Origin of the sequence: Methylobacterium nonmethylotrophicum, assembly GCF_004745635.1 — a bacterium.
GTDB classification, from domain to species: domain Bacteria; phylum Pseudomonadota; class Alphaproteobacteria; order Rhizobiales; family Beijerinckiaceae; genus Methylobacterium; species Methylobacterium nonmethylotrophicum.
This window is the reverse complement of sequence record NZ_SRLB01000019.1, coordinates 11,959-38,702: the sequence shown is the minus strand read 5'-3', so window position 1 is coordinate 38,702 and position 26,744 is coordinate 11,959. Positions and strand designations below refer to the sequence as shown.

The window sequence follows — 26,744 nt, the reverse complement described above, 5'->3', positions numbered from 1 at the left end:
GTCAGTTGGCCGGGGCGACGTCCGTCCGGGAAAAATCCCGGCCCTTGAACAGCAGGGCCGCGTCGAGCGACCGCGCCAGGGCGTAGGCGAAGCAGTCGCCGTAGTTCAGGCCGGCCGGGTGCCGTCCCTTCCCGAACCGGACGAAGGCCTCGGCGGCGAGGCGGGCCTGGGCGTGGTCGACGGGCATGACCGCGATGCCGCGGCGCGCCAACCACTCGTCGAGGTCCATCGGCCGGCTGAGACGCATCCGGGCCAGCATCGCGCATTCGAGGTAATTGCCCGCCGACATCACGACTCGGTCCGCCAGCGCGATGCGGCTCATGAACGCAACAGCTTCCGGCTCGTCCTGCACGATCGCCATGAAAGCCGAGGTATCGACGACGATCATACGGGTAGGCCGTTCTCGTCGTACGGGATGATCTCATCGATGGAGCGCAGGTCGCCGCCGGCGCGCCAGCGCTCCTGCAGCCAACGCATGTCCTCGAGGGCTTCCGTCACCCTCCGGTCCCGCTCCGCCTCCAGCCGGTCCCGCTCCCGGCGCAGGACCTCGACCAGCAGGTCGGGGGCCTCCCGGCCGGTCCAGGCCTCGATCTCGGCGAGCAGGGCCTCGGCCTCCGGGTTGTCGATCGCGATGGCCATCCGGGTCCGCTCCGGGGTGGATGAATCGGGCGCGCCAGTCTATGGCCTCGCGTCCCGTTGCGCGAGGCGCCCCGGGGCGCCACCTTGCGGCGAGAGAGCCGCGAGCCCGCGCGTCGAGAGGAGCGTCGCCCCCGCCCCATGCAGATCGAAGCCGTCCCGCCGCAGACCCACCTGCCGCCCCTCGCCAAGCTCGCCCTGGAACTCGGGCCGCTCGGGGTGTTCTTCCTGGGCAACGCCTACTCCGACAAATTCGGCTTCGCCGCCGACCAGCGCCTGTTCGTGGCGACCGGGCTGTTCATCGCCGCGACCCTGGCGGCGCTGGCGGTGCACTACGTCTGGGTGCGGCGGCTGCCGATCATGCCGCTCGTCTCCGGCGTCGTCGTGGTGGTGTTCGGCGGCCTCACCCTGCTCCTGCAGGACGAATTGTTCATCAAGCTCAAGCCCACCATCGTGAACAGCCTGTTCGGGGCGGTGCTGCTCGGCGGCCTCGCCTTCGGCCGGCCGCTGCTGGCGCTGGTGCTCGACAGCGTGTTCGACCTGACCCAGGAGGGCTGGCGCAAGCTCACCTTCCGGTGGGGGCTGTTCTTCTTCGTGCTGGCGGCGCTGAACGAGGTGGTGTGGCGCACCCAGACCACGGATTTCTGGGTGAGCTTCAAGGTGTTCGGCATCATGCCGCTCACCATCGCCTTCGCGCTGGCCCAGACGCCGCTGCTCCTGCGCCACGAGCGCAAGACGGACGAGACCAAGTCGGGGCAAGCATAGGCCACAGGGGACGCGGTGCCGCAGCCGGAACGTCCGCGGGACTTCGGCGATTGCCTCCGTCATGAGCCCCGTGCACCAAGATCTCGCCGAGAAGGCGCTCGCCATCCACCGCCGCCTGTGCGGGGTCTATCACTGCCCGATCCCGTACTTCCACGACCTCGACCCGGTGAGCGAGCTGATCTCCTCGCTCCTGTCCCACCGCACCAGGAACGCGGAGTCGGGCCGGGCCTTCAAGGCCCTGCGGGCGCGCTTCAACGACTGGGACTCGCTGATCGCGGCGCCGACCGAGGAGGTCCAGGCGCTGATCTCAGGGGTGACCTGGCCGGAGCTGAAGGCGCCGCGGATCCAGGCGGTGCTGCGCGCCGTGCAGGAGCGGGCCGGCAGCCTCGATCTCGGCTTCCTGCGCGACCTCCCGGTGCCGGAGGCGCGGGCCTGGCTCGAGGCGATTCCCGGCATCGGGCCGAAGACCAGCGCGGCGGTCCTGTCGTTCAGCACACTCCGGATGCCGGCGCTCCCGGTCGACAGCCACCATCATCGCGTCGCCCAGCGCACCGGGCTGATCGGCCCCAAGGTCGATGTCGGGCCCGCCCACGCCATTCTTCGCGCGCAACTGCCGGCGGACTGGGACGCGCAGGCCCTCTACGACAATCACGAGGTGCTGATGCTGCACGGCCAGCGCTGCTGCTTCCACCGCAACCCGGCCTGCGGGCGCTGCGCGTTGCTCGATCTCTGCCCCACCGGACAGGCGAGGGAGGGCGCCCGCGCCCCGTGGGAAACCGCCGCGCTCCACCCCTGAATTCCCGCGCTTGACCCCCCCTCCGGAACGGTCCAGAACGCCGCGCCCGCGGGACCGTTACGCGCCCTCGGCAGGGGACGACGACACGACGATGCCCGCGTTCAAGGAACTGGTCTTCTCCGGCGTCCAGCCGACCGGAAACCTGCACCTCGGCAACTATCTCGGCGCGATCAAGCGCTTCGTCGCCATGCAGGCCCAATACGAGTGCCTGTACTGCGTCGTCGACCTGCACGCGATCACGGTCTGGCAGGACCCGGGCGAACTGACGCGCCAGATCCGCGAGGTCACGGCCGCCTTCCTGGCCGCCGGCATCGACCCGGCCCGCTCGGTGGTGTTCAACCAGAGCCAGGTGCCGCAGCACGCGGAACTCGCCTGGATCTTCAACTGCGTCGCCCGCCTCGGCTGGCTCAACCGCATGACGCAGTTCAAGGAGAAGGCCGGCAAGGACCGCGAGAACGCCAGCATCGGCCTCTACGACTATCCGGTGCTGATGGCGGCCGACATCCTGGCCTACCGGGCCACCCACGTCCCGGTCGGCGAGGACCAGAAGCAGCATCTCGAGCTGACCCGCGACATCGCCCAGAAGTTCAACAACGACTTTGCTGGCGCAATTGCGGAGCACGGCCACGGCGAGGCGTTCTTCCCCCTCACCGAGCCGCTGATCGGCGGGCCCGCCGCCCGGGTGATGTCCTTGCGCGACGGCACCAAGAAGATGTCGAAGTCGGACCCGTCCGACTACTCGCGGATCAACCTGACGGACGATCCGGACGCCATCGCCCAGAAGGTGCGCAAGGCCAAGACCGACGCCGAGCCCCTGCCCTCCGAGACCGCCGGCCTCGAGAAGCGGCCGGAGGCCGACAACCTCGTGGGCATCTTCGCGGCGCTCAACGACGCGAGCCGCGAGGACGTGCTGCGCGAGTATGGCGGCGCCCAGTTCTCGGCCTTCAAGGGGGCGCTCGTCGATCTCGCGGTCGCCAAGCTCGGGCCGATCGGCGCCGAGATGAAGCGCCTCGTCGCCGATCCGGGCCACATCGATGCGGTGCTGGCCGAGGGCGCCGCCCGGGCCGAGGCGATCGCCGCCCCGAACATCGCGGCGGTGAAGGACATCGTGGGCTTCGTGCGCCGGCGCTGAGGCGCCATGCCCCCTCGATGGGGGCGTGCCCACCGCTTCATCCCGGGTTCTCACCTCCGGTGAGCCCCGAGATGACGCAGAGGGTTGGAGAACAGGCGCGCGTTCGCGGTTCTCCGTCGCCAGGGCGGATGCCCTGCGCGGTTCTCGTCGAGTATCGAACTGAACACCGCAAGGAAATGTCAGCTCTCTGACGGTCCATCGGGCTCCACGAGCGGCACTGATTCGGCATCCGGCTCTCGCGCGGGAGGCCGAGGGACGTTCATCGCCGTCGTAACGGCGCCCGCGCCCGCCCGCGAAAGACCATCCTCACATCTTGCCGCTGGCCTTCAACTGTGTCAGCCGCTGCACAGCCCGCTCAGCCGAATCATCGCGCTGCACATCCTGTGCCCATTCTTCGATCAGGGTCGGGCGGGAGCGCGTCGTTTGCCGCAGGATTTCTATCTGCTGACGCAGGATGGTGTTCCGCGGTGCGGCGTCCTGCTCGGACAGGGGCGGTGATTTGCGGAGACTCGACATGCCCGGCATGCTCTGACGCCATCGTTAACAGAGTATGAAATTCCGTTCGTTCCTGGCCCGGGGACGGACCCGCTCACCCGATGGTGAAGGATCGCCGGAGGCGGGCTTGAAGCGCATGCGGCCGGGCCGATAACCGGGGCAGCACAAGTCCAACCCGGGAGGCGGCCCACATGGCGATCCAGGCCCTCATCTTCGACGTCTTCGGCACCCTGCTCGACTGGCATGGCGGCGTCGCCCGGGAGGCCTCGCGCCTCCTGGCGCCGTTCCGGCCCGACCTCGACGGCGGCGCCTTCGCGCAGGCCTGGCGCGACCGCTACCAGCCCGGCATGGAGCCGATCCGCCAGGGCGCCCGCGCGTATGCCGACCTCGACACCCTGCATGCCGAGAGCCTGGAGGGCGTGCTCGCCGGCCTCACCCTCGCCGAGGCGGTGCCGCCGGGCGTGCGGCAGGAGCTCGTCCTCGCCTGGCACCGGCTCGACGCCTGGCCCGAGGTGCCCGACGCGCTCGCGCGGCTGCGGGAGAGATACCTGCTGGCGCCCTGCTCCAACGCCCATGTGCGGCTCGCCATCGCGCATGCCCGCCGCAACCGCCTGCCCTGGGACGCGGTGCTCGGCGCCGAGTTCGCCCAGGACTACAAGCCCAAGCCCGCCGTCTACCTCCGCGCCGTCGAGGCGCTGCGGCTGCAGCCGAGCGAGGTGATGATGGTGGCGGCCCATTCCTCCGACCTCGCGGCGGCCGCCGCCTGCGGGCTTGCCACCGCCCATGTCGCCCGGCCCGACGAGAGCGGGCCGGGCACCGGCGAGACGGCGCCTCTGGTGCCGGTGGATCACGCCGCCTCCGACCTCGCCGACCTGGCGCGACAACTCGGCTGCTGAGACGAAAAAAGGGCCCGCCTCCGGATTGGAGGCGGGCCCCTGGAAGCCGCGCGGCGGCGTCAGTTCAGCAGGGCGTTCGCCGGCCGGCGCTCGTCCGGCGCCACCGCCTGGTCGCCGATGAACAGGCCGGCGGGGCCGAGGCGCACCGGCACGGTCTCGCCGTCATGGACCCGGCCGGCCAGGATCTGCTCGGCGAGCGGGTCCTGCACCGCCTTCTGGATCACGCGCTTCAACGGGCGCGCGCCATAGGCCGAGTCGTAGCCCTTCTGGGCGAGCCAGGCGCGGGCGTCGGGCTCGACCTCGAGGGTGATCTTGCGGTCCTCGAGCAGCCGGGCGAGACGCCCGAGCTGGATGTCGACGATCGCCCCCATCTCCTGCCGCTGCAGGCGGTGGAACAGGATGATCTCGTCGACCCGGTTCAGGAACTCCGGCCGGAAGTGCGCGCGGACCACGTTCATCACGTCGTCGCGCACCGCATCCGTATCCTGGCCCTCCGGCTGGGCGACCAGGTACTCGGAGCCGAGATTCGACGTCATGACGATGAGCGTGTTGCGGAAGTCGACCGTCCGCCCCTGCCCGTCGGTGAGCCGCCCGTCGTCGAGGACCTGGAGCAGGACGTTGAACACGTCCGGATGCGCCTTCTCGACCTCGTCGAACAGCACGACCTGGTAGGGCCGGCGCCGCACGGCCTCGGTCAGCGCCCCGCCCTCCTCGTAGCCGACATAGCCCGGAGGCGCGCCGATCAGGCGGGCCACCGCGTGCTTCTCCATGTACTCGGACATGTCGATGCGCACGAGCGCCGTGTCGTCGTCGAACAGGAAGCCGGCCAGCGCCTTGGTCAGCTCGGTCTTGCCGACGCCGGTGGGGCCGAGGAACATGAACGAGCCGATCGGCCGGTGCGGGTCCTGCAGCCCGGCGCGGGCGCGCCGCACGGCGGTCGCCACCGCCACCACCGCCTCGTGCTGGCCGACGACGCGCTTGGCCAAAGCCGCCTCCATCCCGAGCAGCTTCTCGCGCTCGCCCTCCAGCATCTTGTCGACCGGCACGCCGGTCCAGCGCGACACGACCCCGGCGATGTGGCTCGGCGTCACCGCCTCCTCCATCATGCCTCCGCCGTTGCCGCGCGAACCGTCCGCGCCCCTGGCCTCGATCTCGGACAGCTCGCGCTCGAGCCCCGGGATGATGCCGTAGGCGAGCTCGCCCGCCCGCTGGTACTGGCCCTGGCGCTGCGCCGCGGCGAGCTCGTTCCTGGCCTCGTCGAGCTTCTTCTTCAGCTCCGCGGCCCGGCCCAGCTTGTCCTTCTCGGCCTTCCAGCGCGCGGTGATCGCGGCCGACTGCTCCTCGAGGTCGCCGAGCTCCTTCTCCAGCCGCACCAGGCGGTCGCGGGAGGCGGAATCGGTCTCCTTCTTCAGGGCCTCGGCCTCGATCTTCAGCCGCACGATCTCGCGATCGACGCTGTCGAGCTCCTCCGGCTTCGAATCGACCTGCATGCGCAGGCGCGAGGCCGCCTCGTCGACGAGGTCGATCGCCTTGTCGGGCAGGAAGCGGTCGGTGATGTAGCGGTTCGACAGGGTCGCGGCCGCGACGAGGGCCGAGTCCTGGATCCGCACGCCGTGGTGCTGCTCGTACTTCTCCTTGATGCCGCGCAGGATCGAGACCGTGTCCTCGACGGTCGGCTCCGAGACGAAGACCGGCTGGAAGCGCCGGGCCAGCGCCGCGTCCTTCTCGACGTGCTTGCGGTACTCGTCGAGGGTGGTCGCGCCGACGCAGTGCAGCTCGCCGCGGGCGAGCGCGGGCTTCAGGAGGTTCGAGGCGTCCATCGCCCCGTCCGCCTTGCCGGCCCCGACCAGCGTGTGCATCTCGTCGATGAACAGCACGATCTGGCCTTCCGCGGCCGTGACCTCGGAGAGCACCCCTTTCAGGCGCTCCTCGAACTCGCCGCGATACTTCGCGCCGGCGATCAGCGCGCCCATGTCGAGGGCGAGCAGCTGCTTGTCGCGAAGCGATTCCGGCACGTCGCCGTTGACGATGCGCAGGGCCAGCCCCTCGACGATGGCGGTCTTGCCGACACCGGGCTCGCCGATCAGGACGGGGTTGTTCTTGGTGCGCCGCGACAGCACCTGGATGGTGCGGCGGATCTCCTCGTCGCGGCCGATCACCGGATCGAGCTTGCCCTCGCGGGCCGCCTCGGTGAGGTCGCGGGCGTATTTCTTCAGGGCGTCGTAGGCGTTCTCGGCCGTTGCGTTGTCGGCGGTGCGGCCCTTGCGCAGGGCATTGATGGCGCCGTTGAGCGAGGCCGCGGTGACGCCCGCCGCCGCCAGGATCTTTCCCGCGTCCGAATCCTTCTCGACGGCGAGCGCGAGCAGCAGCCGCTCCACCGTGACGTAGGAATCGCCCGCCTTCTCGGCGGCCTTCTCGGCGGTGTCGAACAGGCGCATCAGCTCGCGGGTCGCCTGCGGCTGCGACGCGCCCCCGGACACCTTCGGCTGCTTGGCGAGCCACGCCTCGGTCTGGGCCAGCGCCACGCGCGACTGGCCGCCGGCGCGGTCGATCAGGCCCGCGCACAGGCCCTCCGGATCGTCGAGCAGCACCTTCAGGACATGGGCGGGCGCCAGCTGCGGATGGCCCTCGCGCAGGGCCAGCGCCTGGGCCGCCTGCACGAAGCCCCGCGCCCGCTCGGTGTATTGTTCGAAGTTCATGAATTCGCTCCTCCTCGGCCGGTCCGCCCGCCCTGTGAGGAGGCGTCGGGGGACCGTAGGGTTCGCCCTCGCGCGTCGGTCGCGCGCCGGGCGCCGGCCCTTCCCGGAAGCCGCCGGCCCTCCCCATGTGGTGTGACATATCGGTAACACAAGGGGCCGGCGACGCGATTAGCGGGCGCGAGGCATGCGGCCGGCGGATGGCTTTGCGGCAGGGCTCGGCAGCGGGGAGCGGGACCGCAATTCTCAGCGCCCGCGAATTCCGCTACCCACGGGGGCATGACGACAGCCGCCCTCACCGTCACCGCCCTCCACCGCTACCCCGTGAAGGGCCTCTCGCCCGAGCCCCTGGCCTCGGCGGCGCTGAGTGCCGGCGCCTACTTCCCGGGCGACCGGCTGTTCGCGGTCGAGAACGGCCCGAGCGGCTTCGACCCCGCCGCCCCGGCGCATCAGCCCAAGATCAAGTACCTGATGCTGATGCGCAACGAGGCCCTGGCGCGCCTGCGCACGGCCTACGACGACGCGACCGGCGTGCTGACCATCCGCGAGGGCGACCGCGAGGTGGCCCGCGGCGACCTCGCCACGCCGGAGGGACGCCTCGCCATCGAGGCGTTCTTCCGCCGCTTCGTGCCCAAGGAACTGCGCGGCCCCCCGAAGGTGCTCGCGGCGCCGGAGGGCTACCGCTTCACCGATTCGCGCAGCGGCTTCGTGTCGCTCATCAACCTGGCGAGCGTGGCGGCGGTCGAGGACATGGTCGGTGCGCCGGTGGACCCCCTGCGCTTTCGCGGCAACCTCCACGTCACCGGGCTGCCGGCCTTCGCCGAGCTCGACCTCGTCGGGGCCGAACTCGTCACGGATGCGGGCCTGCGCCTGAAGGTGACGAAGCGCATCGTGCGCTGCGCGGCCACCAACGTCGATCCGGCGACGGGAGAGCGCGACCTCGCGATCCCGGAGGCGCTGCAGAAGCACCTCGGCCACGCCGATTGCGGCATCTACGCCGAGGTGATGGCGGGGGGTGAGGTGCGGGCCGGGGACGTGCTGCGGGCGGCGGGCTGACGGCCCTTCCCGGGATCAGCGCTTCGCCGGCAGCCAGACCGGCTCGGGTTCCTGGCGCGGCAGCACCGCCGCGACGGCGTCGAGGTCGACCGTGTAGCTGTCGGTGAGGAGGCGCCAGAGGTCCTGGCGGCTGGCGGCGCGGTCGCTGAGCGAGTGGACCGTGGCGGCGAGGAGCGAGGGGCTGGTGAGGGCGGGGCGCGGCAGGAGCGAATCGGCGGGGCGCATCGGTCAAGAACCCTGTTGGACCGCGGCCACGATGATCGGATCATGGTTAACCGGGGGTTGAGGCGGCCGGCCGTCATCGAACCGTCGCGGGACGGCGCCAGAACCCGGCCGCCCCGTGCGGGGCCGCGGCCGCCGCAGCCGGGAGACCGCCTCGCGCGATTTCGGTGTGACAGGCCGCGCGATGATGCGTAGAACCCCGCGCCGTCCCCAAGCCGCGTGCCGCGGCCAACCTTTCCCCTGCCGCGTGCCGCGGCCCGACCTTGCCAGAGGAAATCCGCCGCGATGAGCGATTCCGGAGCGGACACAGCGCCGAACGTGCAACTGCCCAACGTCCATGTGCGGGCCGAGGTGCTGGTGCAGGCGCTGCCGCACATGCAGCGCTACGACGAGGAGATCGTCGTCATCAAGTATGGCGGCCACGCCATGGGCGACCGCGCGGCGGCGGAGGATTTCGCCGAGGACATCGTGCTGCTCGAGCAGTCGGGCCTCAAGCCCGTGGTGGTCCATGGCGGCGGGCCGCAGATCGGCCGCATGCTCGACCGGCTCGGCATCAAGTCGGAGTTCCGCGAGGGCCTGCGGGTCACCGACGAGGCCACCGTCGAGGTGGTCGAGATGGTGCTGGCCGGATCGATCAACAAGCAGATCGTCGGCTGGATCTCGGCCGAGGGCGGCAAGGCGATCGGCCTGTGCGGCAAGGACGGCAACATGGTGCGGGCGCGCCGCGCGGCCCGCACGGTGATGGATCCCGATTCCCACATCGAGCGCCACATCGATCTCGGCCTCGTCGGCGAGCCCGAGCACGTCGACCGCACGGTCCTCGACGCGGTGCTCAAGGCCGAGCTGATCCCGGTTCTCGCCCCCGTGGCGGTCGGCAGCGACGGCCAGACCTACAACGTCAACGCCGACACCTTCGCGGGGGCCATCGCGGGGGCGATGCGGGCCAAGCGCCTGCTGCTGCTGACCGACGTGCCGGGCGTGCTCGACAAGAACAAGAACCTGATCCCGGAACTGTCGATCGAGGATTGCCGCCGGCTGATCGCCGACGGGACCATCACGGCCGGCATGATCCCGAAGATCGAGACCTGCATCTACGCCCTGGAGCAGGGCGTCGAGGCGGTGGTCATCCTCGACGGCAAGGTGCCGCACGCGGTGCTGCTCGAGCTGTTCACCGATTACGGCGCCGGCACCCTGATCCGCCGGTCGTAAGGAACGACGTCCGGGCGGCTGACGCGGCCGCCCGGACGTCTTGCCGTTCTTTCATCTTCCCTTCCGGCCCGCCTCGCCTATCTTGGGCGTCCGGGGCCGTGGGGCCCCCGTCGCCGGAACGTCCCTTGCTCCTGCCAGGCGAGAGCCACCTCACAGCGCCCAAGGCCCGCGGCTTCTCCGGGATCGACACCTGGGTGTTCGACCTCGACAACACGCTCTATCCCCACGACGCCCGGGTGTGGCCGCAGGTCGACGAGCGCATCACCCTCTACGTGATGAACCTGTTCGGGCTCGACGGCATCTCGGCCCGCGCGCTGCAGAAATACTTCTACCACCGCTACGGCACGACTTTGCGCGCCCTGATGGCCGAGTGGAAGATCGATCCTTACGAGTTCCTCGACTTCGCCCACGACATCGACCATTCGAGCATCGCGCTCAATCCGGGGCTCGGCGAGGCGATCGAGGGCCTGCCCGGCCGCAAGCTGATCCTCACCAACGGCTCGCGCCGGCACGCCGAGAACGTGGCGAAGAAGCTCGGCATCCTCGACCATTTCGAGGACGTGTTCGACATCGCGGCGGCCGATTTCGTGCCCAAGCCCGAGCGCACGGCCTACGAGAAGTTCCTCGACCGCCACGGCGTCGACCCGACCCGCTCGGCCCTGTTCGAGGACATCGCCAAGAACCTCGTCGTCCCGCACGACCTCGGCATGGCGACGGTCCTGGTGGTGCCCCGCACCATCGATCCGTTCCGCGAGAGCTTCGAGCAGGAGGCGGTGCGCGCCCCGCACATCGACCACATCACCAACGACCTGGCGGGTTTCCTGACCGAAAGGGTCGCCCCGGCGGTGGCGGCGTGAGCCCGCCGGACGAGCGCCGGCACGGCGACAATCGGCAGGATCAGAGCCGGCAAGACCGGAGCCGGCAGGAAGACGGGAACGACCCGGCCGAGGTCTGGGGCAGGCGCATCGGCCGGGGCCTCGGCGTCGCGGCGCTCGCCGTCCTGGCCTGGCTGCTCGGCCGGCAACTCCACCTGTGGTGACGACCGAACCGGGAACCGAGATGGCCGAGATCGACTGGAGCGCGCAACGGGCCCCCGACCTCGCCGCCTTCGAGGCCTTGGCGGAGGCGGCCTTCGCGCGGCTGCCGGAGGAATTCCGCGCCCTGTGCGAGGGCGTGGTGATCCGCGTCGAGGAGTTTCCGGACGAGGAGACCCTCGACGAGATGGGCTGCGAGACCGAGTTCGACCTCCTCGGCCTGTTTCGCGGCACCGGCCTGGCGCAGGGCGGGGGCGCGGTGAACCTCGCGACGGGTCAGTTTCCCAACATGGTCTGGCTCTACCGCCGGCCCCTCCTCGATTACTGGGCCGAGCATGACGAGACGCTGGGCCACCTCGTCGCCCACGTGCTGGTTCACGAGATCGGCCACCATGTCGGCCTCTCCGACGCCGACATGGCGGCGATCGAGGCGGCGGCCGAGGAGTGACGTCCGGACGGGGCCGGATCATCCTCGAGGCCGCACCGGTCGACGCGATGTGCCTAGTCCTTATGGTCGATGACAGGTTAACCGTGAACCCGTTGCCGATGTCGCACAGTTTATGTATCTGCGGTTGCAAATTCCGGCAAGTTCATCCACGAATCGAATCAAAAATGTCAGCCCGCATCACTCTCGACCCGGTCCGGGTCGACACCGGCAGCGCCGACACCGAGGGACGCCTGGCCTACCGCGACGGTCGCCTGATCGGCGTCCTGACCCAGCTCGACCCGGAACTGCACGGGGAACTGGGCGTCGGCCGGCACTGGTATCTCGAGGCCGGGTTCGGGTACGTCGCCGGCGGGCCGCGCCCGCCCATCTTCCCGACCCTCGACCAGGCCCGCGCCTGGCTGGACAGCCGGATGGCGGAGGTCGCGCCACCTTGCGCGACGACCATGCCGGGCTCGACGCCGCGCTGCGCGGCGACGTTCTGAAACGCCACGCCACGCCGCGCATCGCGCGGCGATCGTGTCCGAGGCTATGCCGCGCTGCGCGGCGGCAGGGCGCTCGCCTTCGGGCGGCTGGTGCGGAACTGGCCCCGCTCCGCCGCGATGAAGACCAGCACCACCACGGTCACGCTGGTGAACCACCAGCTCGCGGTGGTGCCGATGCCGAGGCAGGCGGAGGCGAAGGCGGTGGCGGCGGTCGCCATGGCGCCGGGGGTCAGGACCGGGTGCTCGCGGCCGGAATGGCGGATGCCGCTCCACAGCACGAAGGCGGCCGCGACGGCGCCGACGATGCCGAGCTCGTACCAGATCTCGAACAGCAGCGAGGCCGGGGCATTGACCGGCAGCATGCCGATGACCTTGCCGCGGAGCGCCGTCTCGAGGCCGTGGCCGGTGATGAGGCGCAGGGGCTCGCCCGTCACCACCCGCTGCCAGGCCTTCAGGGACAGGATTGTGGGGTGGAGCGGTCCCAGGACCGGGGACAGGAGCGGCCGCAGGAGGAAGGGCAGGAGCGGCGCCAGGGCGACGAGGCCCGCCGCGACGCCGGCGGTGACCCGCACGCCGAGGCCCTGGCGCCAGGCCGAGAGCGCGAAGGCGGCGGCCCCGAAGGCCAGCGCCAGGAGCGGCACCGGCCCGGGGGCGAGCACCAGCGCCAGCGCCACCACCACCGCGAGGCCGAGCGCCTCCATGTCGCGGCGGCGCGAGCGCAGCCAGGCGGCGGCCGGCCAGACCAGCAGGGCGAGCAGCATCGCGGCGCGCTCGAGCGCGCTGTCGTCCTCGAAGCCCCCCCGCAACGCGGCGCCGCTGAACAGCCCGAGCAGCACCGCCCCGATCGCCGCCGCCCCGACCCCGAGGGGCAGGAGGTAGAGGTTGGCCGAGCGCATCCGGTCGGGCAGCGCGAGATAGCCCGCCACGGTCAATCCCACCGTGGCCGCGAGGTTGAGCAGGCGCTCGCTCGCCGGGCCCGGGAACGGCGTCCAGACCAGCGACAGGGCGCACCAGCCGAGCAGCAGCGCGCCGGCCAGGATCGCGCGCGCGCCGCCGAGGCGCGTCAGCCCCGCCCCGAGGGGACGCTGGGCCCCGTCGAGGAGGGCCGCGATGATCAGGAGCGCGATGCCGATCGGCGCCAGGATCACGACGCTGCGCCGCGACACCAGGGCGGTGACCGGGATCACCACCGTCAGGCCGAAGAAGGCGAGGCGGCGCAGCAGCGCCGCCGCGTCGACGGCGGGATCGGGGGTGGGCGACGTCGCGCGCGGCATGGCGGCCAATCCGGAAGGCGGCGCCGGAGGGCGCCGCCCTCCCCTCCTAGTCGAGAGGGCGGCCCGTGCGCTGTAGAGCGGGTGCAACACTGGGGGCGGGCGGGGCCTCAGGCGGGCGGCTGGAGCGCCGGTAGCAGGTCGTTGTTCTCCTCGATCCGCAGCATGCGGACATCGACCACCGCCGCCCGGAACCAGGGGCATTCCCGCGCCACGTCCTGGATCGCCAGGACGCAGCGCACCGGGTCGACCTGGTCGTTGCCGAAATACACGCTGCCCTGCTGCCGGTCGAAGCCGTGGCGCTCTAGCACCCGGGCGATGTCCTGGTAGCCATTCTGCCAGGATGCGTTGTGGTACTGGTTCTTAAGCGTCTCGGTATCGAGGTCGAAGCAGATCGCGTACACGCGGTTGCTCCATGCCGGCCGGTTCGGGATGTGCGTAGGAGGCACGCTATCCCGTCCATGACCTTGCGGCAAGCGGCGTTTCGGGCGTCGGGTCTTCATGGATCGTCTGCCGGTCTCGCCGCGAGGAACTCGCCCGGGACGACGAGCGTCCCGTCTGCGAAATGTGTGCGGTTCCCCGGCCTTTGTGAAGCGGCCGGCCTCAGGCGCCGGGCGCCTCGGCGTGCAACGCCGCCGCCACATCCTCCTCCGTCACCGCCTCGAGCGGCTTGCCGACCTTGCAGGCCCGCGAGCGCGCCCCGGGGCGCATCACCAGGATCACCGTCTCGGTGCCCGGGCAGGCCGGGTCGGGGCAGACGATCTCGTTGACCGTCAGGCTCACCTCGGGGCCGAAGCCGCCGAGCCGGCGGGCGATCTCCGCCACCCGGGCCCGGGCGGCGGCGTCCGGCGAGGGGCGGCGCCGGAAGGCGCCGAGGAGACTCATCGTCAGCGCGGCAGGCTGAGGAGGCCGGCCTGGCCGTCGGCGCAGCCGAAGGCGAGGTGCTCGCCGCCGGGATGCCAGCTCATCGCCGTCACGGCGCTGCCCTTCACGGCGGGGCGCACCAGCAATTCGGAGGCGTCGGTGAAGCGGATCAGGAGGATGCAGCCATCCTCGTAGCCCGCCGCCAGGACCGGGGCCTTGGGGTGGAACGCCACCCGCGAGACCCGGGCCGGGCGCACGCCGCATTCCCGCGGCGCCTTGCCGGTCGGGCCTTCCTTGGAATCGAACGGCCAGACGATCACGGCTTCCGCCCCGCTCGTCGCCAGCCAGTCCCCGTCCGAGGACCAGGCGAAGGAGCGGACCTTGGCCGGGTAGCCGGTCATCCGCATGTGGCCGCGGTCGGGCTGCAGGCGCCAGCCGTGGAGCGCGTTCTCCTGCATCGTGGTGATGACGAAGCGCCCGTCCGTCGACCAGGTCACGTCGATATGCGAGCCCTTCCAGGTCAGGGCTTCGGGCGCGGTGTCGAGATTCGGGTACCACAGGGTGGCGCCGTTGTAGTGCGCCACCGCCAGCCGGTAGCCCTTGGGCGCGAAGGCGAGGCCGCGGGCGGTCGAGGGCGCCTCGAAGGTCTTCTCGCGGCCCTTGGCGTCGCGGGCGACGACCCGCTTGCCGGCCGCGTAGGCGACGCCGCCCTCCGGGTGCAGCGCCAGGGCGTCGATCCAGGCGCCGCCCTTCGCGGTCGCCAGGGTCTCGAGGCTGCCGTCGGCCTTGAGCGCCACGACCCGGCCGTCGTCGCCGCCGGTGACGAGGCGCTTGCCGTCGCCGGCCGCCACCAGGATGCCGGCCTCCGGGTGGGCCTCGACCCGGGTGGTCCCGCCGCCCTCCTGGACGAGGAGCACCGCGCCGTCGCCCTGCGCCAGGGCGAGGGTCCGGCCGAGCCACTGCGCCGCGATCACGTGGGCGCTGCCGGCGATCCCGGTGACCTGCTGGGTGAGGGAGGGGGCGGCGGTGGCGCTCATCGCTCTTCCTGGGCTCGGGTCTGGCTCGGATCGTCGCGGGGCTCGGATCCCGGGCGGGCCTGTCACACGAGGCCCCCCGGCGCAAGGGCGGCACCGGTTCCGGCCCGGATTAACCGCCCGTCCCGCAGGGTTAAGGCTTCGCTCACCAAACCGCGTCAATTCGAGGGACCGGCCCCGAACACGGCCGAGGTTCCGGCGGTTCTTGTTCCGAACCGTCGCCGGAGCGCCTCCCGGGCGAGCCGGCGGGCGCCCCACCCTCCTGGAGCGAGTTGCGTCATGATCCAGTCTGCCATTGCGGCGATGGTGCCGCCTGCCGCCCTTCCCTGGGAGACGGTGCTGGTGGTCGAGGACGAGGCGATGGTCTGCGAGATCGCCGCCGAGGCCCTGGCGGACGAGGGCTACCGGGTGCTCACCGCCGCCGACGCGGTCGAGGCCGGCCGGATCCTGCGGGCCGAGCGGGTCGACATGCTGTTCACCGACATCGACCTCGCCCGCAACACCGACGGGGTGGCGCTCGCCCGCGACGCGCGGCGCCACTGCCCGCGCCTGCCGGTCGTCTACACCTCGGGCGGGCGCCACACCCTGCGCGCGGACGAGGCGGTGGCCGACTCGGTCTTCGTCCCCAAACCCTACCGCCCGAGCCAGATCGTGGCGCTGGCCAACCGCATCCTCGGGCACTGACCCGGACCGATCCCATCTGCTGGAGCCCGACGCCGATGCGCCCGCCCCTGTTCATGACCGGCCTGATGGCGACCGGCCTCCTCGCCGTCCTGCTCGCCGGCCCCGCCCCCACCGCCGGGGCCAAGGACGCCCCCGCCGGAACGGCGGCGCCGAGCGCGACCTGCGACGTCGTCGGCCTGCGTCTCGAGGACGTGATCGCCAGGTCGGCCGCGTTGCAGAAGCCCGCCAACGCGCAGGCCTTGCGCGACCTGCGCACCTTGCGCGACGCCGCCGTGGTGCTGGACGCCTACAAGCACCCGGAGGTCTGCGCCCAGGTTCTGACGGTCCTGCGCGAACTCGCCGCCGATCCCGAGCGGGCGATCGACCAGGGCGGCGACACCGACGAGGAGAAGGCGGAGGCCGTCGAGAAGGCCCGCACCCCCAAGGCACCGGAGAAGGCGCCGGAGACCTCTCCCGAGAAGTCCAAGTAGAGGCCGAAGGAGAGGACGAAGTGGAAGCGGGGCTTGCCGGAGATTCCCGGCGTCCCCGATAACAGATTGGAATTCCTCTGAGTTTCGTGCGCGGCCTTGATCCGGCCCGGCCATCTCGCTAGTTCGTTCCTGCCGGAGGCCTCAAGGGAGCCTCCGGATTTGTCCGACGAACAGGAGCGCGAGCCGGGACGGCGTCGTGCCGACGCCCGCGAGGGGCGGCCGGCCCGCGCCATGACGGCGTTTTGGCGCTCGCCGTCCCAGAGGAGTCGCACGACGTGCTCACGCAAGGGCTGCCCTGGTTCCGGGCCCGCATCGGCCGCGTCGCCCTCGACCTGGCCTTCTGCCTCGTCCTGTCGCTGGTGCTGCTCGCCTCGGCGGTGGCCGCGCAGGCCAACGAGCCGCAGGCCGCTGCAACCCCTGCCGCCGCGACCCCTGTCGCCGCGACCCCTGTCGCCGTGACGCAAGGCGCCCCCCTGCGGGTGGAGCTGAACAAGCTCGAGACCGCCGGCGAGGCCTGCAAGGCGGTGCTGATCGTCGAGAACGGCAAGGGCGGCCCGATCCGCTCCCTGCGCCTCGACCTCTACGCCTTCGATCCGGACGGGGTGGTGCAGAAGCGCAGCCTCGTCGAGCTCGGGCCGGTGCCGGCCCGCAAGACGGCTCTGCGCCAGTTCGAGATCTCGCCCACGCCCTGCGCCCAGGTCGGTCGGGTGCTGCTCAACGACGTGACGGCCTGCGACGGCCAGGACCTCACGCGCGAGACCTGCCTGGAGCGCATCGAGCCGGCCTCCGCCAAGGGTGCGGCGCCGTTCGTGCGCTGACCTCCCCGACCTCTCTTCACTGATTCCGGAGACCGCCGAGATGGATCCGACCACCGCGCCCGCCGCGGCCGCAGGCCACGACTTCTCCTTCCTCGGCCTCTTCCTGCAGGCCGACCCGATCGTGAAGGGGGTGATGATCCTCCTGGTCCTGGGCTCGCTGGTATCCTGGACGATCATCATCGAGAAGCTGGTGCGGCTCGCCGGCGCCAGGCGCCAGGCGCGGGATTTCGGCCGGCTGGTGGCCACCGGCGGCATGCCGGAGGCGCGCTCCGGCATCAGCGCCCGGGTGGTGGCCGCCGCCCAGGAGGCCTGGCGCGACCAGGATCCGAGCGAGACCCGCGCCGAGCGGCGCGAGCGCATCGAGCGCGCCATGCGGGCCGCCCTCACCCTCGACCTGAAGCGGCTGCAGATCGGCCTGCCGTTCCTGGCCAGCGCCGGCTCGGCGGCGCCGTTCATCGGCCTGTTCGGCACGGTCTGGGGCATCATGAACTCGTTCTCGTCGATCGCGAAGAGCCAGGACACCAGCCTCGCGGTGGTGGCGCCCGGCATCGCCGAGGCGCTGTTCGCCACCGCGATCGGCCTCGTGGTCGCGATTCCCGCGGTGCTCGCCTACAACAAGTTCTCGAGCGATCTCGCCAAGGTCCAGGGGACCTTCGTGGCCGGCATCGGCACCCTGGGCAACCGGCTGGCGCGCGACCGCAGCCACCACGCCCGCAGCGCCGCCGCCGAGTGAGCGGCCGCCCCAACTCCGTAACTCCAGAAGTACGTAACTCCAGAAGTACGTAACTCCAGGCACGCAACCCGAAGAGGCCCGTCAGATGGGTATGGGACCGGTGCAGGCCGGCGCCGGCGACGAGGATGGCTTCGACGCCGCGCCGATGTCCGAGATCAACGTCACCCCGATGGTCGACGTGATGCTGGTGCTGCTGATCATCTTCATGGTCGCCGCACCCCTGATGACGGTCGGCGTGCCGGTGCAATTGCCGAAGACGGCCGCTGCCAAGACCTCCGAGTCGAAGAAGCCGGTGGTGGTCTCGGTCGACAAGGACGGCCAGGCCTTCCTGGCCAAGGAGCGTCTGCCGGCCGATACGGCCCTGGCGCGGCTGAAGGCCGCCGCCGCCCAGGACCCTGGCCAGACCGTGTTGGTGCGCGGCGACAAGGACGTGCCCTATGGCAAGGTCATGGAGGTGATGGGAATCGTCGGCCAGGCCGGCTTCGCCAAGGTCTCGCTGATCGCCAACGCGCCCTCCGGCGGGGCGCTTCCCGCCCCGGGCGGGGCGCTATCGGCTCCGGGCGGCGCCACGCCAGCGGCCCCGCGGTAAGCCGATGAGCCGCACGATCACGACCGAGGCGCCGGAGCCGCGGGAGCCGGGGGCGGGCCTCGGCCTCGCCTTCCTGGTGGCGCTCGCGCTCCATGCCGGCGGACTCTTCGCCCTCACCTACTGGCGCGCGACCCCGACCCCGCCCGGCGAGAACGAGATCACCATCGACCTCGCGCCGGACATGGCGGCGGTCGACGTCCCGAACGAGTCGAAGGACGTCGAGAACGCCCCGACCCCGACCGACACGACCGAGCCGACGACCACGCCCGTCGCCGAGCCCCCGTCCGACACGGTGCCGGTCGAGACGCCGCCGACGCCCGAGATGAAGGCCGATGAGGTTCCGCAGGAGACTCCGGTCGAGCGGGCCCCGGCCGAGGCGGTGCCGATGGAGAAGCCGCCCGAGCCGGTGACCGAGGCGGTTCAGGAGCCCGAGGAGCAGGTCGTCACCTCGACCAATCCCGAGGCGCCGGCCGCCGTCCTGGCGCGCCCGGAGCCGAAGCCCGAGCCCAAGCCCGAGCCGAAACCGGTTCCCAAGCCGGTGCCGAAGCCGGTGGCCAAGCCGAAGCCGGTCGAGAAACCCAAGCCAGTCGAGAAGCCGGTGGAGGCCCGCAAGCCGCCGCCCAAGCCCGTGCGCGACGTCAAGCGCGAGGCGCAGCAGGCGGCCGAGCGCAACGCCGAGGCCGCCCGCCAGCGCCGCGCCGCCGCCTCCGCGTCCCGCATGAACGACGGCGGGGCCTCCGCCGCCGCGAGCGCCAACGCCGCCCGGGCCTGGGGCCAGATGATCGCCGGGGCGATCCGCAGCCGCGCCCGGGGTGCGGCGGGGGCGAGCGGCACGGTGACGGTGCGCTTCACGGTGGCCCGCTCGGGGCGGGTGCTCGGCGCCTCGCTCGTCGGCAGCAGCGGCAACGGCAGCCTCGACGCCGCCGCCCTCGCCGCCGCCTCCGGCGGCCTGCCGCCGGCGCCCGCCGAGTTCACGGGCGCGCAGCAGAGCTTCTCGGTGCCGCTGCGGTTCAACTGAGCGCCTGTCGGGGTGCGGGGTCGGACGGGATCCGTCGATTCGGTCGAACAGGCTCCCGGAAACGGGGCAACGCCCCGCTCTCACCGGGCCATGGTCGCCGTCCCGCGACGCGTCCTCGTCGTCGCCCCGCGCGCCTGCGCCGGGCGCGGCGAAGGCGGTCTCGCCTCCAACGCGAAACCGGGTCTCCGATGCGGGGATATGTCGATGGGATTGCCCGGTCCGCTCGGCGCGAGCGATCGGACCATGCCTCCGTCCCGTCGTGGCGGACGAGAGAGACCCGGCCCGGCTTCAGCGCGGGTTCGGGTTCATCGCGTCCCCGCCGAAGGCCGCCGGACCGTCATTGGTCGGGAAGAAGCGCCGCGACGGCGTCTGGCGCGGCTGGACCGGCGTGCCGCGCAGCGGCTCGACGTCGACCTGGCCCTGGCGGTTGACCTGGCGGGCGCGCGGCGCCTCCTCGCCGCGGGCCTGGTCGCGGCGCTTCCGCTCGGGCTTGGCGGCGGCCACCGGCGCGTCCTCCTGCTCCTTCGGCTCGGCCACGATGTCGGTGCCGCCTTTGCAGTCGACCAGCCACACGTCGTAGATCGGGTGCTCGATCGCGTGCAGGCCCGGGCTCGAGGCGAACATCCAGCCGGTGAAGATCCGCCGGTACTTGTTCTCGAGGGTGACCTCGTCGACCTCCAGGAAGCCGGTGGTCTTGGCGCTCTCGGTCGGCGGCCGGGTGTAGCAGACCCGCGGGGTGAGCTGGAGCGCGCCGAACTGCACCGTCTCGTCCACCGCCACCTCGAAGGACACGATGCGGCCGGTGATCTTGTCGAGGCCGGAAAAGACCGCGGTCGGGTTGCGGATCTTGTCGGCCCGGGCCGGCGCCACGGCGCCCAGCACCGCGCCGCCGAGGAGCAGGAAGGCGCCCGCGGCGCGTCGTGCGGTCATGCGGCTCAAAACCCAGTCGCTCCCGGCTCGTCGTTCGAAGGCCCTTGGCCCGGGGCCCTTCGGCGCGAGCCCTGTTGCCGGCCTCTCGCACCCGAATCGAGCGGGCGCAGGGGCGTCCCTCGCCCGACCCGCGATAGACGCGAGGAGGATGGTGGAAAAAGGGCGGATTACTCGCCCGGCACCCACGGCACGTAGTCGCCGGTCGCCGCCGGCCGCTGGCCGTAGGAGAGCTGCGAGCCCCGCGGCCGGTAGGCCGCCACGGTGCCGGTGAGGTTCTCCTCGTGCGGCTTCTGCCACTCGCGCGGGCGGTAGGTCTCCTCGGAGGGCGCCACGTCGGTGGCATGGCAGAGCCAGCCGCGCCAGCCCGGCGGCACCTTCGAGGCGTCGGCGTAGCCGTTATAGATCACCCAGCGCCGCTCCGAGCCGACCGAGGCGTCGATCAGCGGCCCCTGCGCGCGGTAATAGCGGTTGCCGAACTCGTCCTCGCCCACGAAGCGGCCGTGGCGCTTGGTGTAGAATTCCAGGCTGACGGTCGAGCCGCTCCACCAGGTGAAGATCCGAAGCAGGGTGTCTTTCAGCGCCATCGCGACCGTCTCTAGGGCCCAGGGCCCTCGGGAATGGGAGGAGGCCCCCCGTCGTCGCGCGGGACTATGGTGAGAGGACCCCCGGATGTCCAGCGCGTCCCGCGTCGCAGCATGATTCCGCTGCCAAGGACCTCCAACGGTCCCCGCCGGCCCCCGATTGTGACCAAAAGTCCTCACCGGCTGTGAACAAGTCCGTGGTCCGACGTCCCGCCGGCTGTGGGCGGCTTCAAGCCCCGCCGCGATTCCGCCAGGACTCGCGCGGGCTTAGGCCGGGGTTCGTCGCTATCCACAGGAATCCGCCTGTCGACACAACATCTAGCGAGGAACGGAGTCAGGCGACACAAGTTATTGACGTGGAGCCGCTAGGGTCGGTAGTTTCCAGGGCACAGGACGGCCGGTCCCCGCGGGGAGGCTGAAGGCTGGCCCACCGGACCCCGTGCGTCCCTCATTCCTCGTATCCGGCGGACCCCGCTCAGGCGCGGGCCGTCCCCGGCTGTTCGTGACCGGAGAGTATCCCCATGCGGTTCGAGCGTCGCATCACCACGGCCGGGCTCTCGCCCTATGCCGGCATCCCGTTCCGCAAGGCGGTGAGCGAGATCCGCAACCCGGACGGCTCGGTGGTGTTTCGCCTCGACGGCATCGACGTGCCGGAGGCCTGGAGCCAGGTCGCCTGCGACGTGCTGGCCCAGAAGTATTTTCGCAAGGCCGGCGTCCCGGCGGCCCTGAGGAAGGTCGAGGAGACCGGCATCCCCTCGTTCCTGTGGCGCTCGGTGCCGGACGAGGCGGCCCTGGCCGCCCTCCCCGAGGCTGACCGCTACGGCTCCGAGACTTCGGCGACGCAGGTCTTCGACCGGCTCGCCGGCTGCTGGACCTATTGGGGCTGGAAGGGCGGCTACTTCACGAGCGAGGAGGACGCGGCGGCGTTCCACGACGAGCTGCGCGCCATGCTCGCCCGCCAGATGGTGGCGCCGAACTCGCCGCAATGGTTCAACACCGGCCTGCACTGGGCCTACGGCATCGACGGTCCCGCGCAGGGCCACTTCTACGTCGACTACAGGACCGGCGAGCTGACCCAGTCGGCCTCGGCCTACGAGCACCCGCAGCCCCACGCCTGCTTCATCCAGTCCGTCGCCGACGACCTCGTCAACGAAGGCGGCATCATGGACCTGTGGGTGCGCGAGGCCCGCCTGTTCAAGTACGGCTCGGGCACCGGCTCGAACTTCTCGCGCCTGCGCGGCGAGAACGAGCGGCTCGCCGGCGGCGGCAAGTCCTCGGGCCTGATGAGCTTCCTCAAGATCGGCGACCGGGCCGCCGGCGCGATCAAGTCCGGCGGCACGACGCGGCGCGCCGCCAAGATGGTGATCGTCGACATCGACCACCCGGACGTCGAGGCCTTCATCGACTGGAAGGTCAAGGAGGAGCAGAAGGTCGCGGCCCTGGTCACCGGCTCGAAGGTGGTGTCGAAGCACCTCAAGGCGGTGATGAAGGCCTGCGTCAACTGCGAGGCCGCGGGCGACGCCTGCTTCGACCCCGAGCGCAACCCGGCGCTGAAGCGCGAGGTGAGGAGCGCCCGCAAGGCGATGGTGCCGGACGCCGCGATCAAGCGGGTGATCCAGTACGCCCGCCAGGGCTACACCGACATCTCCTTCCCGATCTACGACACCGACTGGGATTCCGAGGCCTATCTCACGGTCGCCGGCCAGAACTCGAACAACTCGGTCTCGCTCACCGACGACTTCTTGCGGGCGGTCGACCGGGACGAGGACTGGTCGCTGACCCACCGCGTCACCGGCAAGGTGGCGAAGACCGTCAAGGCCGCCGAGCTGTGGGAGAAGATCGCGGAGGCCGCCTGGGCCTCGGCCGATCCGGGCCTGCACTTCAACACCACGATGAACGACTGGCATACCTGCCCCGTGGGCGGGCGGATCCGGGCCTCGAACCCGTGCTCCGAGTACATGTTCCTCGACGACACCGCCTGCAACCTCGCCTCGGCCAACCTCCTGGCGCTCTACGACCGTGCCGCCAAGCGCTTCGACGTCGAGGGCTACGAGCACCTGTGCCGGCTCTGGACCGTGGTCCTCGAGATCTCGGTGCTGATGGCGCAGTTCCCGAGCCGCGAGATCGCCGACCTCTCCTACAAGTACCGCACGCTCGGCCTCGGCTACGCCAATATCGGCGGCCTCCTGATGACCATGGGCCTGCCCTACGATTCCCGCGAGGGCCGGGCGCTGGCCGGCGCGCTCACCGCCATCATGACCGGCGTGTCCTACGCCACCTCGGCCGAGATGGCGCGCGAGCTCGGGCCCTTCCCGGCCTACGAGGAGAATGCCGACGCGATGCTGCGGGTGATCCGCAACCATCGCCGGGCCGCCCACGGCGAGGCGACGGGCTACGAGTTCCTCAACACCAACCCGGTTCCCCTCGACCATGCCGGCTGCCCGCAGGGCGAGCTTGTCGCGCATGCCAAGGCGGCCTGGGACCGGGCCCTGGCGCTGGGCGAGGAGCACGGCTACCGCAATGCCCAGGCCACCGTCATCGCGCCGACCGGCACGATCGGCCTCGTGATGGATTGCGACACCACCGGCATCGAGCCCGACTTCGCGCTCGTGAAGTTCAAGAAGCTCGCCGGCGGCGGCTACTTCAAGATCATCAACCGGGCGGTGCCGGATGCCCTGCGGGCGCTCGGCTACCGCGAGGCCGAGATCGCCGAGATCGAGGCCTACGCCGTCGGCCACGGCTCGCTCGGCCAGGCGCCGGCGATCAACCCGGGTAGCTTGCGCGCCAAGGGCTTCACCGACGAGAAGATCGCGGCGGTCGAGGCGGGGCTGAAGTCGGCCTTCGACATCAAGTTCGTGTTCAACCGCTGGACCCTGGGCGAGGACTTCTTGACCCAGACCCTGCGGGTGCCCGCCGACAAGCTCGCCGAGCCGTCCTTCGACCTGCTGAGCTTCCTGGGCTTCAGCCGGAAGGAGATCGAGGCCGCCAACGTCCATGTCTGCGGGGCGATGACGCTCGAGGGCGCGCCGCACCTGAAAGTCGAGCACTACCCGGTCTTCGACTGCGCCAATCCCTGCGGCCGGATCGGCAAGCGCTACCTCTCGGTCGAAAGCCACATCCGCATGATGGCGGCGGCGCAGCCCTTCATCTCGGGGGCGATCTCCAAGACCATCAACATGCCGAACGACGCCACGGTGGAGGATTGCAAGAACGCCTACCGGCTGTCCTGGACCCTGGCGCTGAAGGCCAACGCCCTCTACCGCGACGGCTCGAAGCTGTCGCAGCCCCTCAACGCCGCCCTGATCAGCGACGAGGCGGACGAGGAGGAGGATGCGGTCGAGGCGCTGCAGGCTTTGCCGGCCGCCGCCAAGACCGTGGCGGTGACGGAGAAGATCGTCGAGCGGATCGTCGAGCGCGTCGAGCGCCTGCGCTCCCAGGAGAAGCTGCCGAGCCGCCGCAAGGGCTACACCCAGAAGGCCAAGATCGGCGGCCACACCATCTTCCTGCGCACCGGCGAGTACGACGACGGCCGGCTCGGCGAGATCTTCCTCGACATGAACAAGGAGGGCTCGGCGCTCCGGGCCTTCATCAACAACTTCGCGATCTCGGTCTCGCTCGGCCTGCAATACGGCGTGCCGCTGGAGGAGTACGTCGACGCCTTCACCTTCACCCGCTTCGAGCCGGCCGGCTTCGTGCAGGGCAACGACGCGATCAAGAACGCCACCTCGGTGCTCGACTACGTCTTCCGCGAGCTGGCAATCTCGTATCTCGGCCGTGCCGACCTCGCCCATGTCGACCTCTCGGAGATGGGCACCACGGCGACCGGCGTCGCCCCGGCGAAGCCCGCGACGGCCGCCGATCCGGTGGCGGCGAGCACCATCGTCTCCCGGGGCCTGCTGCGCGGCTCCGGCGACCGCCTCACCCTGATCCATGGCGGCCCCGCGGGCGCCACCCCCGGCGTCGCGGCGCCGGCCACGGGCCAGACGGCCCCGGCCGGCGGCGGCATCCACGCGGTGCGGGGGTCGGTGGCCCTCAAGACCGAGCCGGTGCTCGCCAGCACGATCGAGGCCCTGGCGGAGTCCCTGCCCTTCGCCAAGCCGGATCCGATCGCGCCCGGCCGCAGCGTCTCGGACCGGCGGGCCGAGGCGAAGATGAAGGGCTATGTCGGCGAGGCCTGCCCGGAATGCGCCAACTTCACGCTGGTGCGGAACGGGACCTGCCTGAAGTGCGACACTTGCGGCAGCACGACGGGATGCAGCTGAGTGTGGGTCCTGTAACGACAGGCAGGATTCAAGATCTGCGTAATATGCCTGCCTGACACGCGTTGAAGTTCGAATGGGCGGGACGCACTTCATCGAAGTGCGTCCCGAATTCTTGTTGATTGTTCGGCAGAGAGCCAATGCCGGACCGCAGCACGGCGGGCGATCGAGGAGCAGGACTGCGTTTCTCCCGGGGATCGAGGCGCCGATGAGCGCGGTCGTCGGCTCGGTCAGGGTGAGGTGAAATCGGCCCTCTTCACAGTCCACGACACGGCATCAAGGTCGCAGGCTTTCGTTGATCCCACCCGCAAACCTCATCCTGAGGTGACCGGCGATCGTCGATCGCTGGGCCTTGAAGGAGGGCTCCAGAGGCTTCCGCGATCCCGGGAGGTCTCCTTCGAGGCCCAACCGATCTCCGATCGTGTGCGATCTTCGATCGCCGGCACCTCAGGATGAGGGCGTGGGTGGGAAACACCGATGCTGCGATCAAGCTCCTCGTGTCGCGTATCGTGGGCCCTCTCGTCCGGTTGCCGGGATATCCCGGGAGCCGCACGGAAGAATCCCTTGGACTGCCTGCGATGCGGGGGATCGGGTGGGTGTGTGAAGGCGGGGGCGGGCGTAGATCCGATCGCCCGCGCCAATGCCGGATCATCCGGCGGCCGGCTCCCCGCAATACGCCCCCATCCCCTCGACCAGCGCGTCGAACGCCACCCGGCAGCGCCGCAGCCGGCGCAGGTCCTCGTGCATCGCGATGAAGGTCGGCAGTTCCCAGACGAGGTCGGGCAGCACCCGGATCAGGTCCGGGTCGCGGGCGGCGAGCGCCGTCTGGCAGACGCCGAGGCCGAAGCCGGCCCGCAGGGCGGCGAGCTGGGCGAGCGTGCTGTCGCTGCGCCAGGCGAAGCGGGCCTCGCCCAGCGGCGGCGCGACCCGCATCATCGCCCGCAGGAACGGCGTCTCGGCGTCGAAGCCGATCAGGCTGTGGCGGGCCAGGTCGGCGGGGCCCTCCGGCAGGCCGCGCTGCGCGGCGTAGCGGCGATGGGCGTAGAGGCCGAGGCGTACCGTGCCGACCCGGCGCGCCACCAGGGCGTCTTGCGTCGGCGGCGCCATCCTGACCGCGATGTCGGCGTCGCGCCGCAGCAGGTCCTGCATCCGGTCCGACAGGACCACGTCGAGGGCGAGGTCCGGATGGCGCGCGTGCAGGGCCGCCAGGATCGGCGGCAGCACCTCGGCACCGACGACCTCCGAGGCGGTGACCCGCACCCGCCCGACGAGGCCCTCCGCCTCCGCGGTCACCGCCCGGTGCAGGGCCTCCGCGGTCGCCTTGAGCGAGCGGGCATAGGGCGCGAGCGTGAGCGCCGCTTCCGTGGGGGCGAGGCCGGCGGGCGAGCGGGTGAAGAGCGCGACGCCGAGCGCCTGCTCGAGGGCCGCGATCTGGCGGCCCAGGGTCGGCTGCGTCAGGCCGAGCGCCCGGGCGGCGCCGGAGAGCGAGCCCTCCTCGATCACCGCGAGGGCGGCGCGGTAATGGTCCCAGCTCGGCTCGGTCATGCGAAACCGTATAGCCGATCGCCGCCCTTCGGCAATTTTCGCCGCACGGACGCCCTGGCATGACTCCTCCCGTCAGCGGAT

General features: G+C 71.2%; 29 protein-coding genes. 17 read left to right on the top strand and 12 right to left on the bottom strand.

Annotated elements, in window-relative coordinates; translation table 11 throughout:
* Position 1 precedes the first annotated feature (1 nt).
* Positions 2 to 388, bottom strand: coding sequence for a type II toxin-antitoxin system VapC family toxin (locus tag EU555_RS23410; RefSeq protein WP_135417635.1), 387 nt, complete (start codon positions 386 to 388; stop codon positions 2 to 4).
* Positions 385 to 639, bottom strand: a complete 255-nt coding sequence (locus EU555_RS23405) for a type II toxin-antitoxin system VapB family antitoxin (protein ID WP_135417634.1) — start codon at positions 637 to 639, stop codon at positions 385 to 387. The genes EU555_RS23410 and EU555_RS23405 overlap by 4 nt, the downstream gene beginning before the upstream one ends.
* A gap of 138 nt (positions 640 to 777) precedes the next feature.
* On the opposite strand from EU555_RS23405, the gene EU555_RS23400 reads away from it, so the two are divergent.
* The 3 genes from EU555_RS23400 (at position 778) to trpS (ending at position 3,329) form a co-directional block, all read left to right on the top strand.
* Positions 778 to 1,401: a septation protein A gene (locus EU555_RS23400; RefSeq protein ID WP_135417633.1), complete on the top strand. Its 624-nt coding sequence runs from the start codon at positions 778 to 780 to the stop codon at positions 1,399 to 1,401.
* A gap of 61 nt (positions 1,402 to 1,462) precedes the next feature.
* A complete protein-coding gene (locus tag EU555_RS23395; protein WP_205820985.1) occupies positions 1,463 to 2,197 on the top strand; it encodes an endonuclease III domain-containing protein in 735 nt (244 codons plus the stop codon).
* A 91-nt stretch (positions 2,198 to 2,288) separates the two neighbouring features.
* Positions 2,289 to 3,329, top strand: a complete 1,041-nt coding sequence (trpS, locus tag EU555_RS23390) for a tryptophan--tRNA ligase (RefSeq protein WP_135417632.1) — start codon at positions 2,289 to 2,291, stop codon at positions 3,327 to 3,329.
* Between the two features lie 306 nt (positions 3,330 to 3,635).
* On the opposite strand, the gene EU555_RS23385 is transcribed toward trpS, so the two are convergent.
* On the bottom strand, positions 3,636 to 3,854 hold the full coding sequence (locus EU555_RS23385; RefSeq protein WP_135417631.1) for a hypothetical protein: 219 nt from the start codon (positions 3,852 to 3,854) through the stop codon (positions 3,636 to 3,638).
* A 161-nt stretch (positions 3,855 to 4,015) separates the two neighbouring features.
* Here EU555_RS23385 and EU555_RS23380 point away from each other — a divergent pair, with 161 nt between their 5' ends.
* Positions 4,016 to 4,720: a haloacid dehalogenase type II gene (locus EU555_RS23380; RefSeq protein WP_135417630.1), complete on the top strand. Its 705-nt coding sequence runs from the start codon at positions 4,016 to 4,018 to the stop codon at positions 4,718 to 4,720.
* A gap of 59 nt (positions 4,721 to 4,779) precedes the next feature.
* Here EU555_RS23380 and clpB read toward each other — a convergent pair whose 3' ends face one another.
* The gene (gene clpB, locus EU555_RS23375; RefSeq protein ID WP_135417629.1) at positions 4,780 to 7,419 is read right to left on the bottom strand and encodes an ATP-dependent chaperone ClpB; all 2,640 of its coding nucleotides are present in this window, start codon (positions 7,417 to 7,419) and stop codon (positions 4,780 to 4,782) included.
* Between the two features lie 276 nt (positions 7,420 to 7,695).
* On the opposite strand from clpB, the gene EU555_RS23370 reads away from it, so the two are divergent.
* The gene (locus tag EU555_RS23370) at positions 7,696 to 8,472 is read left to right on the top strand and encodes an MOSC domain-containing protein (RefSeq protein ID WP_135417628.1); all 777 of its coding nucleotides are present in this window, start codon (positions 7,696 to 7,698) and stop codon (positions 8,470 to 8,472) included.
* A 15-nt stretch (positions 8,473 to 8,487) separates the two neighbouring features.
* On the opposite strand, the gene EU555_RS23365 is transcribed toward EU555_RS23370, so the two are convergent.
* A complete protein-coding gene (locus EU555_RS23365) occupies positions 8,488 to 8,697 on the bottom strand; it encodes a hypothetical protein (protein ID WP_135417627.1) in 210 nt (69 codons plus the stop codon).
* Positions 8,698 to 8,979: 282 nt separating this feature from the next.
* Here EU555_RS23365 and argB point away from each other — a divergent pair, with 282 nt between their 5' ends.
* From argB to EU555_RS23340, 5 genes are all read left to right on the top strand, one after another.
* Complete coding sequence (gene argB, locus EU555_RS23360; protein ID WP_135417626.1) at positions 8,980 to 9,903, top strand: acetylglutamate kinase; 924 nt, start codon at positions 8,980 to 8,982, stop codon at positions 9,901 to 9,903.
* A 125-nt stretch (positions 9,904 to 10,028) separates the two neighbouring features.
* Positions 10,029 to 10,760: a pyrimidine 5'-nucleotidase gene (locus EU555_RS23355; protein ID WP_135417625.1), complete on the top strand. Its 732-nt coding sequence runs from the start codon at positions 10,029 to 10,031 to the stop codon at positions 10,758 to 10,760.
* Entirely contained in the window at positions 10,757 to 10,942 is a 186-nt protein-coding gene (locus EU555_RS23350; protein ID WP_135417624.1) for a hypothetical protein, read from the top strand. The genes EU555_RS23355 and EU555_RS23350 overlap by 4 nt, the downstream gene beginning before the upstream one ends.
* 20 nt (positions 10,943 to 10,962) lie before the next feature.
* Positions 10,963 to 11,385, top strand: coding sequence for a metallopeptidase family protein (locus tag EU555_RS23345; protein WP_135417623.1), 423 nt, complete (start codon positions 10,963 to 10,965; stop codon positions 11,383 to 11,385).
* A 164-nt stretch (positions 11,386 to 11,549) separates the two neighbouring features.
* Positions 11,550 to 11,867: a hypothetical protein gene (locus tag EU555_RS23340; protein WP_135417622.1), complete on the top strand. Its 318-nt coding sequence runs from the start codon at positions 11,550 to 11,552 to the stop codon at positions 11,865 to 11,867.
* A gap of 44 nt (positions 11,868 to 11,911) precedes the next feature.
* On the opposite strand, the gene EU555_RS23335 is transcribed toward EU555_RS23340, so the two are convergent.
* The 4 genes from EU555_RS23335 to EU555_RS23320 form a co-directional block, all read right to left on the bottom strand.
* Positions 11,912 to 13,141, bottom strand: a complete 1,230-nt coding sequence (locus tag EU555_RS23335; protein WP_135417621.1) for a peptide ABC transporter permease — start codon at positions 13,139 to 13,141, stop codon at positions 11,912 to 11,914.
* A 107-nt stretch (positions 13,142 to 13,248) separates the two neighbouring features.
* A complete protein-coding gene (locus EU555_RS23330; RefSeq protein ID WP_135417620.1) occupies positions 13,249 to 13,542 on the bottom strand; it encodes a virulence factor in 294 nt (97 codons plus the stop codon).
* A gap of 199 nt (positions 13,543 to 13,741) precedes the next feature.
* On the bottom strand, positions 13,742 to 14,023 hold the full coding sequence (locus EU555_RS23325; protein WP_135417619.1) for a hypothetical protein: 282 nt from the start codon (positions 14,021 to 14,023) through the stop codon (positions 13,742 to 13,744).
* A gap of 2 nt (positions 14,024 to 14,025) precedes the next feature.
* Complete coding sequence (locus EU555_RS23320) at positions 14,026 to 15,039, bottom strand: WD40 repeat domain-containing protein (RefSeq protein ID WP_135417618.1); 1,014 nt, start codon at positions 15,037 to 15,039, stop codon at positions 14,026 to 14,028.
* 276 nt (positions 15,040 to 15,315) lie between these two features.
* On the opposite strand from EU555_RS23320, the gene EU555_RS23315 reads away from it, so the two are divergent.
* From EU555_RS23315 to EU555_RS23290, 6 genes are all read left to right on the top strand, one after another.
* Positions 15,316 to 15,720, top strand: a complete 405-nt coding sequence (locus EU555_RS23315) for a response regulator (protein WP_135417617.1) — start codon at positions 15,316 to 15,318, stop codon at positions 15,718 to 15,720.
* Positions 15,721 to 15,755: 35 nt separating this feature from the next.
* A complete protein-coding gene (locus EU555_RS23310; RefSeq protein WP_245524447.1) occupies positions 15,756 to 16,190 on the top strand; it encodes a photosystem reaction center subunit H in 435 nt (144 codons plus the stop codon).
* Between the two features lie 275 nt (positions 16,191 to 16,465).
* A complete protein-coding gene (locus EU555_RS23305; protein WP_135417616.1) occupies positions 16,466 to 17,008 on the top strand; it encodes a Tat pathway signal protein in 543 nt (180 codons plus the stop codon).
* A 40-nt stretch (positions 17,009 to 17,048) separates the two neighbouring features.
* Complete coding sequence (locus tag EU555_RS23300) at positions 17,049 to 17,741, top strand: MotA/TolQ/ExbB proton channel family protein (RefSeq protein WP_135417615.1); 693 nt, start codon at positions 17,049 to 17,051, stop codon at positions 17,739 to 17,741.
* Positions 17,742 to 17,826: 85 nt separating this feature from the next.
* On the top strand, positions 17,827 to 18,330 hold the full coding sequence (gene tolR, locus EU555_RS23295; protein ID WP_135417614.1) for a protein TolR: 504 nt from the start codon (positions 17,827 to 17,829) through the stop codon (positions 18,328 to 18,330).
* A 4-nt stretch (positions 18,331 to 18,334) separates the two neighbouring features.
* On the top strand, positions 18,335 to 19,348 hold the full coding sequence (locus EU555_RS23290) for an energy transducer TonB family protein (protein WP_135417613.1): 1,014 nt from the start codon (positions 18,335 to 18,337) through the stop codon (positions 19,346 to 19,348).
* Positions 19,349 to 19,636: 288 nt separating this feature from the next.
* On the opposite strand, the gene EU555_RS23285 is transcribed toward EU555_RS23290, so the two are convergent.
* Both EU555_RS23285 and EU555_RS23280 read right to left on the bottom strand, forming a co-directional pair.
* On the bottom strand, positions 19,637 to 20,287 hold the full coding sequence (locus EU555_RS23285; protein WP_135417612.1) for a DUF2155 domain-containing protein: 651 nt from the start codon (positions 20,285 to 20,287) through the stop codon (positions 19,637 to 19,639).
* 158 nt (positions 20,288 to 20,445) lie between these two features.
* Positions 20,446 to 20,862: an NADH:ubiquinone oxidoreductase subunit NDUFA12 gene (locus tag EU555_RS23280; RefSeq protein WP_135417611.1), complete on the bottom strand. Its 417-nt coding sequence runs from the start codon at positions 20,860 to 20,862 to the stop codon at positions 20,446 to 20,448.
* Between the two features lie 518 nt (positions 20,863 to 21,380).
* Between EU555_RS23280 and EU555_RS23275 the strand changes: the two genes are divergently transcribed.
* Complete coding sequence (locus tag EU555_RS23275) at positions 21,381 to 25,121, top strand: vitamin B12-dependent ribonucleotide reductase (RefSeq protein ID WP_135417610.1); 3,741 nt, start codon at positions 21,381 to 21,383, stop codon at positions 25,119 to 25,121.
* Positions 25,122 to 25,766: 645 nt separating this feature from the next.
* Here the strand turns inward: EU555_RS23275 and EU555_RS23270 are convergent.
* Entirely contained in the window at positions 25,767 to 26,663 is an 897-nt protein-coding gene (locus EU555_RS23270; protein WP_135417609.1) for a LysR family transcriptional regulator, read from the bottom strand.
* Positions 26,664 to 26,744 lie beyond the last annotated feature (81 nt).